This is a genomic window from Cryobacterium cheniae (genome assembly GCF_004403395.1).
In the GTDB taxonomy this organism is placed as follows: domain Bacteria; phylum Actinomycetota; class Actinomycetes; order Actinomycetales; family Microbacteriaceae; genus Cryobacterium; species Cryobacterium cheniae.
The window spans coordinates 19146-29727 of sequence record NZ_SOGN01000046.1; the positions used below are offsets into that span (position 1 = coordinate 19146).

Genomic DNA, 10582 nt, shown 5'->3' on the forward strand with positions numbered 1-10582 from the left:
CTGTGAGAGTCACGTGCACCTTGAGGAATGGAGTCACAATGCGGGGAAAGCTTCTGTTCATCACGGGCGGATTTGTCGGGTATGTCCTGGGCGCTCGCGCCGGGCGCAAACGCTACGACCAGATCGTGGCCGCCGCGGACAACCTGTGGAACGCGCCACCCGTGCAGCGCCGAGTGAACGAGGCACGCGACTTCGCGCTCGAGCGCGTGGGGGATGTGCCGGCTGCGCTCATCGAGACCGGCAAGAAACTCGTCTCGGCCGTGCAGTCCAAGACGGCCCGGAAGCCCGGGACCAGCTACACCGTGCCGACGCCGACCACCACAGCACCGACCACGACAGCACCGACCACGACAGCACCGACCACGACGGCGTCGGCCACCGACGACACCACCACGAATTAATCGCCGCGACAACCCGAACGAAGGGGATTCTGTGAGCTACAGCGAATTCAACCCGAAAAGCCGGAAATCGACGTTCGACCTTCTCGGTGAGCTGCCCGGTCAGATCGTCGCTTTGGTCAAGGCCGAACTCGACGCGGCCAAGGCGGAGTTCGCCGGTAAGGCCAAAAACGTCGGACTGGGCATCGGGCTGTTCGTGGTGGCGGCCGCGTTCGCATTCTTCGCCAGCATGGTGCTGGTCGCGACCGCAATCATCGCACTCGCCCTCGTGCTGCCGCTTTGGCTCGCGGCCCTGCTCGTGGGCGTCGCCCTGCTGCTGCTCGCGCTCCTGTTGGCACTGATCGGCAAAAGCCGGGTGAAAGTCGGAACGTCATCGGATCCGGACGGCGTGACGGTGAGCATCCGTCGCGACGTCGACGCCCTCAAGGGAGTTGGCAAGTATGAGCACTGAAGTGAACAAGTCCACCGCGAAAACGATCGTCGTGCAGTCGACGGATGAGGCCGCGAGCGGGACGGTCGACGTCGTGAAGGCCGTTCCTCGCTCCAAGACCGAGTTGCGCGACGAGGCAACCCGGGCCCGCGTGGAACTCGCGCAGACGCTCGACGCGATCGAGTACAAACTCAACGTGCCGAGGCAGATGCGCGTGCGCTCGCGCCTGCTCAAGGTGCGTCTTCGGGACCTCGGCGAGAAGAACCCCCGTGTGTTGGCCGGCATCGTCCTGGGCGCGGTCTCGGCCGCGGTGGGCGCCGTCTGGCTCGGCGTGAAGGCCGTGCAGCGCCGCTGAGACCCCGGCCGGCCGGTCGACGGCCGGGCAGTTTTGGCTCTCGCCGCAAAGAAGTAGAGACTAGTAGTTATGACTCACCCGGCTGCCGGAGAGGCAGTACACCCAACTCAGTCCACCACCTCTGCCGAGACCCACGGAACGACCGACGCGCCCAGCGCATCGCCGCAGGGCTTCACTCTCTTCGCGGTGCTGCGCAAGGATCCGAGCAATCCGGATGACCTGGACGGCCACGATGTCCCCCGGGCCGTGCGCGAGCTCGACGACGTCATCGAACTGGTTGAGGCCGAGGGTGTGACCGTGCGCGGGTTCTACGACGTGTCCGGCCTTCGCGCCGACGCTGACGTGATGATCTGGACCCACGCGCCGGACGCCGAAAGCTTGCAGTGGGCCCACCGCCAGCTGCGCCGCAGCGCCCTGCTCAAGAGCCTCCTGCCGACCTGGAACGCCATGGGCGTGCACCGCGACGCCGAGTTCAACAAGAGCCATGTGCCCGGGTTCCTGCGCGGGGTCGAGCCGAAGGCCTGGCTCACTGTCTACCCGTTCGTGCGCAGCTACGAGTGGTACCTGCTGCCGGAGGCCGAGCGCAGCGCCATGCTCGCCGACCACGGCCGCAAGGGCGCGGCCTTCCGCGGCGCCATCGCCAACACCGTCTCCTCGTTCGCCCTCGGCGACTACGAGTGGCTGCTGCCGATCGAAAGCGACGAGCTCACCGAGCTCGTCGACCTGATGCGCGAACTGCGCAACACCGAGGCCCGCCGCCACGTGCGCGAAGAGGTCCCGTTTTACACCGGCCGCCGCATCTCGACGGCCGAACTGGTGGAGGTTCTGCAGTAATGACTACCTACGACGCCATCCTGCTCGCCGGCTTCGGCGGCCCCGAGGGCCAGGACGATGTGATCCCCTTCCTGCGCAACGTCACCGGCGGACGCGGCATCCCCGAAGAGCGCCTCGAAGAGGTCGCCAAGCACTACCGCCACTTCGGCGGGATCAGCCCGATCAACGACCAGAACCGGGTGCTCCGCGCCGCGCTCCAGGCTGAGCTCGAGCGTCGAGGCATCGACCTGCCCGTGCTCTGGGGCAACCGCAACTGGGCGCCGTACCTGCGCGACACCATCAGGGAGGCCCATGACAACGGCCAGACCCGGCTCCTGGCCATCGCCACCAGCGCCTACAGCTCCTACTCCGGCTGCCGCCAGTACCGCGAGGACTTCGCCGCCGCGCTCATCGCCACCGGCCTGGACGGCGTGGTGCACATTGACAAGGTGCGCCAGTTCTTCGACCACCCCGGTTTCGTCACCCCGTTCGTGACCGCCCTCCGACAGGGGCTCGCGGATGTCCAGGCGCAGGTCCCCGGCATCGACCTGGCCACCGAGGTCGAGATCCTCTTCTCCACCCACTCGATCCCGATGACCGACGCCAACAAGAGCGGCCCGGCCGACCGCGGCTTCGGCGAGGGCGGCGCCTATGCGGCCCAGCACCTGGCCGTCGCCCAGAAGGTCATGGTCGGCGTGGACACACCGTGGCAGCTGGTTTTCCAGTCCCGCAGCGGGCCGCCCAGCATGCCGTGGCTCGAGCCCGACATCAATGACGCCATCGCGCTGCTGCCGGAGCGCGGCATCCGTGCCATCGTCATCGTGCCGCTCGGTTTCGTCAGCGATCACATGGAGGTCATGTGGGACCTCGACAACGAGGCCACCGAGACCGCCGGGGAACTCGGCCTGGTGTCCGTGCGAGTGCCCACGCCGGGCGTCGACCCGGCCTTCGTGAGCGGGTTGATCGATCTGGTCGAGGAGCGTCTGAACGACACCCCGGCCGACGCTCGTCCGCACGAGACCGACCTGGGACCCTGGTACGACGTCTGCCGCCCCGGCTGCTGCGAGAACGTGCGCCTGGGCTTCAAGCCTGCTGTTGCCGGGATGGCCCCGTGAGCCTGATCCGCGTCGGCACCCGTGGCAGCGCGCTCGCCCTGGCGCAGTCCACGGCGATCGCGAACCGCATCTCGACCGCGTCCGGCTCCGAGGTCGAGATCATCGCGATCACGACGCACGGCGACACCTCCCGCGAGCCGCTCTCAAGCCTGGGCGGCACGGGCGTCTTCGCCAGCGCCCTGCGCGAGTCGCTCCTGGCCGACGACTGCGACGTCGTCGTGCACTCCTTCAAAGACCTGCCGACGGCGGCGTATCCGGGCCTCCGCATCGGTGCCACGCCGAAGCGGGCGGATGCGCGCGACGTGCTGTGCGCCCGCGGCGGCCTGAACCTGACCACGCTGCCCCAGGGCGCGCGGGTCGGCACCGGTTCACCGCGCCGGGCGGCCCAGCTGCGGTCCCTGCGTCCGGACCTGGACGTCGTCGACATCCGCGGCAACGTGGAGACCCGTCTGGGGCGGGTGGCCGAGGGCGACCTCGACGCCGTCGTACTCGCCGCCGCCGGCCTCAGCCGACTGGCGCTGCTCGATTCGGTGGACGGCGAATACCTGGAACTGTCCGACTGGCCGACCGCACCCGGTCAGGGTGCGCTCGCGCTCGAGGTGCGCGACGGGAAGCTCGACCGATCCCTTGCCGCGGCCCTCACGGCGATCAACCACGCGACCAGCCAGGCCACCGTCCTGGCCGAGCGTCTGGTGCTGGCCCGGCTCGAAGCCGGCTGCGCGGCGCCGATCGGCGCCATGGCCGCGATCGACGACGGGCTCCTGTTCCTCACCGCCACGGTGTACAGCCCGGACGGCTCCCGCAACGTCGTGGCGTCCCATGCCGCGACCCCCGACTCCCACTCCATTGCGCACCTGGCCGAGGCCGCGCAAGATGTCTCTGACCGTGTTTCGCGTGACCTGCTCGCCGGCGGCGCTGCCGACTTCGCCCCGATGAAGGTGACTTCGTGATGACCTCGCACTACAAGACCCGAACCGGCCTCGCCAAGCCGCTCACCGGCTGGCGTGTCCTCGTGCCCCGCGGCGGCCCGTGGGGCGACCACGTTGCCGCCGATCTGCGCGCCCAGGGCGCCCAGCCGATCGTGGCCCCCATGATCAACTTCGCCCCGACCGACGACGCTCCCGCGCTCGAGGCGGCTCTGGCGCGCCTCGCGGCGGGCGACTTCGACTGGATGACCGTGACGAGTGCCACGACCGTCGACGTCCTGTCTTCCCACCGGGCCGTCGTGGCACCCGCCACGCGCATCGCCGCGGTCGGCGAGACCACCGCCGCTGCCCTGGTCGCGGCCGGGTACCGGGTCGACATCGTCCCCTCCGAAGACAACTCGGCCCGCGGACTCCTCGCGGAGTGGGAGGCTGCCACGGCGGGGGAGGTGCCGCTGCGCATCCTCACCCTGCGCTCGGAAATCGCCAAGCCCCTGCTGACCGAAGGACTGCGCCGGATCGGCCACGAGGTCGAATCGGTCGTCGCGTATCGCACCATCGGCGTCCCGGTCGACCAGCGCGTCGTCGCGGATGTCGCGGCCGGCAAGGTCCAGGCCCTGCTCGTCACTTCCGGAAGCGTGGCGCAGCAGGTGCAGGACCAGCTCGGGCCGATCCCCGAATCAACGGTGGTGGCGTGCATCGGGCCGCGCACGGCGAAGGATGCGGCGGCCATCGGCCTGCGCGTCGACGTCGTGGCCGATGCGCCCAGCGCCGAATCCCTGATCCTCGCTCTGGTCCACGTCGCCGAGTCCCGCTGACCCCTGATCGCCACGTCCTCGCCCCGCTTCTCTTCGCCGAACTGTGAGAAACTCCCCCTTTCCGCGCCGGCGGAGGGGCGAAACTCACGGTTCGCGCAGGCCCGGCCGGGCGACGTAGGGTTGACGAGTGATAACCCCCGTCATCCGCCCACGACGGTTGCGCAGCACACCTGCGCTCCGCCGCCTGGCCAGCGAAATCCGTCTGCACCCCTCCGAACTGGTTCTCCCGATGTTTGTGCGGGAGGGCAACGGCGACCCGCTGCCGATCCAGTCGATGCCCGGGGTGGTTCAGCACACCATTGACAGCGCCCGACGGGCGGTGACCGAGGCCGCGGAAGCAGGCATCGGCGGAGTCATGCTCTTCGGGGTGCCGGCCGTGCGCGACGCCGTCGGCTCCGGGGCCACCGATCCCGACGGCATCCTCAACGCCGCCACCCGCGCGCTGGCCGCCGAGGTCGGCGACGCCCTGGTCGTGCAGACCGACCTCTGCCTCGACGAATTCACCGACCACGGCCACTGCGGGCTGCTCGCCGTCGACGGCAGCGTCGACAACGATTCCACCCTCGAGCGTTACTGCGAGATGGCGCTCGTGCAGGCGGCCTCCGGGTCGCAGCTGCTCGGACTGAGCGGGATGATGGACGGCCAGGTCGCCGCCGTGCGCCGGGCGCTCGACCTGAACGGCTACGTCGACACGGCGGTTCTCGCCTATTCGGCCAAGTACGCCTCGGCCTTCTACGGTCCGTTCCGCGACGCGGTGGAATCGACGCTCGAGGGTGACCGGCGCAGCTACCAGCTCGACCCGGCGAACCGCCGCGAGGGCGTGCGCGAGGCCCTGCTCGACATCCAGGAGGGCGCGGACGTCGTGATGGTGAAACCCGCCGGCAGCTACCTCGACGTGCTCGCCGAGGTCGCCGCCGTCAGTGCTATTCCGGTTTGGGCATACCAGGTCTCCGGTGAATACGCGATGATCGAGGCCGCGGCCGCCCACGGCTGGATCGACCGCCGCCGGGCCGTCGAAGAGTCCGTGCTCAGCATCCGTCGCGCCGGCGCGGACGCCGTGCTGACCTACTGGGCGGTCGAACTGGCCACCTGGCTCAACGAAAGGCAGGCCCGATGATGTCCCGCAACGACGATCTCTTCGCCCGCGCGCAGCGCGCCATCCCCGGCGGCGTCAACTCGCCCGTGCGCGCCTTCCGCTCCGTCGGCGGCACCCCGCTGTTCCTGGTCAAGGCGAAGGGCGCCTACGTCACCGATTCCGACGGGCGCGAGTACGTCGACCTGGTCAGCTCCTGGGGCCCGGCCATCCTCGGCCACGCGCACCCGGAGGTCGTGCAGGCGGTGCAGGATGCCGCCGCGCTCGGCCTGTCGTTCGGTGCCTCCACCCCCGGCGAGACCGTTCTGGCCGAACTGATCGAGGAGCGCGTCGGCGCGGTCGAGAAGCTGCGCCTGGTCTCGACGGGCACCGAGGCCACCATGACGGCCATCCGTCTCGCCCGCGGTTTCACCGGTCGTGACCTGCTGATCAAGTTCGCCGGGCACTATCACGGCCACTCGGACGGGCTGCTGGCCCAGGCCGGGTCCGGGCTGGCCACGTTGGCTCTGCCCGGTTCGGCCGGGGTGACGGCGGCGACGGCCGCGCAGACTCTCGTGTTGCCCTACAACGATCTGGAGGCCGTGCGGCTCGCCTTCGAGGCACACCCGGGCCGGATCGCCGCCGTGATCACCGAGGCGGCGGCCGCGAACATGGGAGTCGTGGCGCCCTCCGCCGGCTTCAACGCCGCGCTGACCGCCCTCGCGCACGAGCATGGCGCGCTCCTGATCATCGACGAGGTCCTCACCGGCTTCCGCGTGCATCCAGCGGGCTACTGGGGACTGGACACCGCGAGCCAGGATCAGGCGGGCTACACGCCGGACCTGTTCACCTACGGCAAGGTCATCGGTGGGGGCCTGCCGGTGGCGGCACTCGGGGGTCGCGCCGACGTGATGGACTTCCTGGCGCCGAACGGTCCGGTCTACCAGGCCGGCACCCTCTCCGGGAACCCGGTGGCGGTCGCCGCCGGCATCGCGACCCTGCGGGCCCTGGACGAGAGCGTGTACGCGCATATCGACGCCACCGCCCTGCTGCTCTCCGCGGCCGTCTCCGCCGCCTTCTCGGCCGAGGGCGTCGAGCACAGCGTGCAGCGGGCCGGCAACCTGTTCAGCTTCGTCTTCGGTGCTGAGGCCGCGGCCGCCGCGCCCCGGAACTACGCCCAGGTGCAGCGACAGGAGGCGTTCCGCTACGGACCGTTCTTCCACTCCATGCTGGACCAGGGCGTTTCCTTGCCGCCGTCGGTGTTCGAGGCCTGGTTCGTCTCCAACGCCCACGACGAAAGCGCGGTCGGCTGGATCCTCGACGCCCTGCCGGCCGCGGCGAAGGCCGCGGCCGCGGCGACCGCGCCGGTGTGATCAGACAGGTGTGATCAGACAGGTGTGATCAGGCCGGTGTGATCAGACACATCCGGAGTCCGGCCTTTGTGTGGTGCCCACACGTCGATTCCGTCCCGGATCAGGCAGACTAGACGCATGGCTTCCCTCCGTGTTCACCCTGATCGGCTTGAGATCCACCTCACGACCGCGGAGAAGACCCTTGCCCTGCGGCGCGAGGACATCGTCGTGCCCCGGGAAAACATCCGTTCGGTGACGATCACGGACGATCCGTGGATCTGGATCCGTGGGATCCGTTCCCCCGGGATGGGCCTGCCACTGGTGGTCGCCGTCGGCATTTGGAAGTTCCACGGCGGCAAGGACTTCCTGGCGATCAAGCGCAAGCGCCAGGCGGTCGTCATCGACCTCATCGACGACGAGTTCTCCCGGGTGATCCTGACCACCAACCACGCCCCGAACCTGATCGCGTCGCTTAAGCTCGGCGGTTGAGCCTCAGCGGCGCACGTCGACGACGGTCCGGCCGTGCACGGTGCCCGCGAGGATGCCGGCGGCGGCGTCGAAGGCCGCCTCCAGCGGGATGACCTCGGTCAGGCTGTCGAGCAGGGTCAGGTCGAGGTCCGTGGCGAGGTGACGCCAGGCCTCCTCGCGTTGCGCGAGCGGGGCCTCGACCGAGTTGATCCCGATGAGGCTGACGGCGCGCAGGATGAACGGCATGACCGTGGCGGGGAGGTCCGCTCCCTGGGCCAGGCCACACGAGGTGACCACTCCGCCGTAGTTCGTCTGGGCCAGCACGTTCGCGAGGGTGGAGCTGCCGACCGAATCGATGGCCCCGGCCCAGCGCTGGCCCTGCAGCGGCTTCCCGGCCTCGCTGAGGGTGCCCCGGTCGACGAGTTCGACGGCGCCGAGCCCACGCAGGTAGTCGCCGAGCTCGTCGACACGGCCGGTCGACGCGTGCACCCGGTAGCCGCGCGCGGCGAGCAGCGCCACGGCGAGGCTGCCGACGCCGCCGGCCGCGCCGGTCACGAGCACGGCACCTGATTCCGGCGTGATCCCGCCTCGTTCGAGGCCGAGCACGGAGAGCATGGCCGTGAAGCCGGCCGTGCCGACGGCCGCCGCCCGCACCGCGCTGATGCCCTCCGGCAGGCGCACCAGGAAATCCCCGGAGACGCGGGCCCGCTCGGCCAGGCCGCCGTGGTGGGTCTCGCTCAGACCGGCCCCGTTGAGGATGACACGGTCCCCGGCAGACCAGCGCGGGTCCGTGCTCTGCTCGACCGTTCCGACCAGGTCGATCCCGGCGATCATGGGCCACGCGCGCACGACCCCGGGCCGGCCCATCAGGGCCAGTCCGTCCTTGAAGTTGATGCTCGAGTACTCGACCGCGATGGTGACGTCGCCGGGCATCAGGAAGTCGTCACTGACCATGCGGAGGGCCGCGCCCTGCGTCTTCTTGCCCTCGACGCTCTCGGTGCGGTCGACGACAATGGCGCGGAACTCAGTCTCAATATCCATGCCTCGAGACTACGCGGGCGGTCGGGTCAGGTGACGTCGCGCTTCCAACGGACGAAATAGCCGATCACGGTCGCGGCGACCGCATATGCAGATTCAGCCGTGTGAGCCGGCTCAGCCTTTCGCCCCGACGCGGCTTCCCATATCGATGCTGCGGTCGATCACTGCGGTGGCCACGGTGGTGAGCGTGAGGTTGTGGTCGCGCGCATATTTCCGCAAAGCCGCGAATGCTTCGTCCATGGACAGCTCAGCGCTTTCCGATACAACGCCCTTGGCTTGCTCGATCAGAATTCGGGAGTTAAGGGCTCGCTGTAACTGCGCCGCGACGAGAGTTTTCTCTCTGCTTCCTCGCTCCTGCAGCAGTCCGATGGTGGCAACGTCGGCCAAGGCCTGCGCAACAGCGACATCGGCGGCGACCAGTTCGCCCACGTGGATGCTGAACATGTTCAAGGCCCCAAGCACTTGGCCTCGAAGACGCATTGGCGTCGCGTGCACGGATTTGAAACCCTGTCGTATCGCTTCAAGACGGAAGGCAGGCCACCGATCCCCGGAACCTTCGATATCGCCGACGGTCACCGGTTTCCCGGTCGTAAAGCACTCGACACACGGTCCGGCGCCCGCGTTCAGTTGCATCACCTCTACGAGAGTTGTTTCTTCACTGGTGGATGCCACTAGCTGCAACTCGCCCAAACCGTCGAGGAGCATGAGACCCGCAGCCTGGGTGTCGAGAATTTCCGAGCATTGTTCCACGAGGCTCTGGAGAAGGTCAACGACGTCAAAATCGTCCGTGAGGGTGTCGGTAAGTTTAACGAACGCTCTATTCAGCTTCGCTTCGCGTGTGAAGTCAGCCATGGCCTGCTCATTTCTCGGTAGTGAAATTATTCGGGGAGAGATCTGAAGCTCAAGTGCCTGCTGACGACGTCGCGGGCAATGTCCTGAACGGTTCGACCGCTGGCAAAAGCGTGGGCCTGCAGGCGCGAATAGGCGATCGTAGCAGTGGTATCAAGTTGCACAAGGATCATCCCGGTTGCCTGATGAACCTCGCGCCTCATCGCCGGGGTCACCATCGACTCTCCAGCGTCCTCATTGTCGGCACCCGCGATGGCGTGGCGCACGGCAACATCCGTCAAGGCCGACGCGAGGGTCACTGCGATCTCTAGGTGCTGCGGGCTCAAGGCGCCTGCAGTTCGCCGGTATAACCCGACGGTGCCGACGGTGGCTGCTCCCATAAGCAACGGGAACGAGAAGAGCGCGCCCACGTGGAGCGAACCGATCGAAGCTGCAAAGATCGGCCAGGAATCATGGGTGCCGGTAGAAACATCCGGCACGAGCGTCGGGACACCGGATTTGAGTGTGGCCCACTGCGGGCCTTCGCCCAGATCGAACTGCAGTTCATCGATACGCGCGGCGATCGAATCACTCGAGCAGATGGTGGATTGACCGCCCCTCGGACCGAAAACGGCGATTGACACACCGGTGACGCCAAGGTTGTCTATAAATGGCAAACACAAATCCGGGGGTTCAGCAACTACGAAATCGTTCTTGCTGTCGTGCATCACGTCGTCCGGACGTCGAGGCGCGAGGTTAGGAGTTTTGAAAACCAAGTCATTGCGTCCTCCCTCTGAGATCACATGCCTAACGGGACAGTGCAAGTAGGCTACTCCATCTCGCAGAGACGGCCCAAAGAGAGCGAGGAAGCAGGCCGAGGGCGTTGTATCGGAAGGCGCTGAGCTGTCCATGGACGAAGCATTCGCGGCTTTGCGGACATATGCGCGCGACCACAACCGCACGCTGACCACC

At 68.1% G+C, this 10582-nt stretch carries 13 protein-coding genes and 1 pseudogene; 11 read left to right on the forward strand and 3 right to left on the reverse strand.

Features of this window, described 5'->3' with window-relative positions:
• Positions 1 to 38 precede the first annotated feature (38 nt).
• From E3T23_RS15405 to E3T23_RS11145, 10 genes are all read left to right on the forward strand, one after another.
• A complete protein-coding gene (locus E3T23_RS15405) occupies positions 39 to 401 on the forward strand; it encodes a hypothetical protein (RefSeq protein ID WP_174843873.1) in 363 nt (120 codons plus the stop codon).
• Between the two features lie 31 nt (positions 402 to 432).
• Positions 433 to 849, forward strand: a complete 417-nt coding sequence (locus E3T23_RS11105; protein ID WP_166806277.1) for a phage holin family protein — start codon at positions 433 to 435, stop codon at positions 847 to 849.
• Positions 839 to 1183, forward strand: a complete 345-nt coding sequence (locus E3T23_RS11110; protein WP_134370442.1) for a DUF3618 domain-containing protein — start codon at positions 839 to 841, stop codon at positions 1181 to 1183. Before E3T23_RS11105 ends, E3T23_RS11110 begins: the two co-directional genes overlap by 11 nt.
• Before the next feature lie 69 nt (positions 1184 to 1252).
• A complete protein-coding gene (gene hemQ / locus E3T23_RS11115) occupies positions 1253 to 2017 on the forward strand; it encodes a hydrogen peroxide-dependent heme synthase (RefSeq protein WP_134370443.1) in 765 nt (254 codons plus the stop codon).
• Positions 2017 to 3111 (forward strand): ferrochelatase, encoded by a 1095-nt coding sequence (locus tag E3T23_RS11120; protein WP_134370444.1) that lies wholly within the window; start codon positions 2017 to 2019, stop codon positions 3109 to 3111. The genes hemQ and E3T23_RS11120 overlap by 1 nt, the downstream gene beginning before the upstream one ends.
• On the forward strand, positions 3108 to 4061 hold the full coding sequence (gene hemC, locus E3T23_RS11125) for a hydroxymethylbilane synthase (RefSeq protein WP_134370445.1): 954 nt from the start codon (positions 3108 to 3110) through the stop codon (positions 4059 to 4061). The genes E3T23_RS11120 and hemC overlap by 4 nt, the downstream gene beginning before the upstream one ends.
• Positions 4061 to 4852 carry a uroporphyrinogen-III synthase gene (locus tag E3T23_RS11130; RefSeq protein WP_134370451.1) on the forward strand — a complete coding sequence of 264 codons (792 nt, stop codon included), beginning with the start codon at positions 4061 to 4063 and terminating at the stop codon, positions 4850 to 4852. Before hemC ends, E3T23_RS11130 begins: the two co-directional genes overlap by 1 nt.
• Before the next feature lie 130 nt (positions 4853 to 4982).
• Positions 4983 to 5969 carry a porphobilinogen synthase gene (gene hemB / locus E3T23_RS11135; RefSeq protein WP_420898322.1) on the forward strand — a complete coding sequence of 329 codons (987 nt, stop codon included), beginning with the start codon at positions 4983 to 4985 and terminating at the stop codon, positions 5967 to 5969.
• A complete protein-coding gene (gene hemL / locus E3T23_RS11140) occupies positions 5969 to 7297 on the forward strand; it encodes a glutamate-1-semialdehyde 2,1-aminomutase (protein WP_134370452.1) in 1329 nt (442 codons plus the stop codon). The genes hemB and hemL overlap by 1 nt, the downstream gene beginning before the upstream one ends.
• A 117-nt stretch (positions 7298 to 7414) precedes the next feature.
• The gene (locus E3T23_RS11145) at positions 7415 to 7765 is read left to right on the forward strand and encodes a hypothetical protein (protein WP_134370447.1); all 351 of its coding nucleotides are present in this window, start codon (positions 7415 to 7417) and stop codon (positions 7763 to 7765) included.
• Between the two features lie 3 nt (positions 7766 to 7768).
• On the opposite strand, the gene E3T23_RS11150 is transcribed toward E3T23_RS11145, so the two are convergent.
• The 3 genes from E3T23_RS11150 to E3T23_RS11160 all read right to left on the reverse strand — a co-directional run bounded on the left by E3T23_RS11150 (position 7769) and on the right by E3T23_RS11160 (position 10386).
• Entirely contained in the window at positions 7769 to 8785 is a 1017-nt protein-coding gene (locus E3T23_RS11150) for an MDR family oxidoreductase (RefSeq protein WP_134370448.1), read from the reverse strand.
• A 111-nt stretch (positions 8786 to 8896) separates the two neighbouring features.
• Positions 8897 to 9634: a GAF and ANTAR domain-containing protein gene (locus E3T23_RS11155; RefSeq protein ID WP_134370449.1), complete on the reverse strand. Its 738-nt coding sequence runs from the start codon at positions 9632 to 9634 to the stop codon at positions 8897 to 8899.
• A gap of 26 nt (positions 9635 to 9660) precedes the next feature.
• Positions 9661 to 10386: a GAF and ANTAR domain-containing protein gene (locus E3T23_RS11160; protein ID WP_166806278.1), complete on the reverse strand. Its 726-nt coding sequence runs from the start codon at positions 10384 to 10386 to the stop codon at positions 9661 to 9663.
• A 106-nt stretch (positions 10387 to 10492) separates the two neighbouring features.
• Between E3T23_RS11160 and E3T23_RS16035 the strand changes: the two are divergent.
• Positions 10493 to 10582 (forward strand): annotated as a pseudogene (locus E3T23_RS16035) (hypothetical protein); the annotation flags it as partial.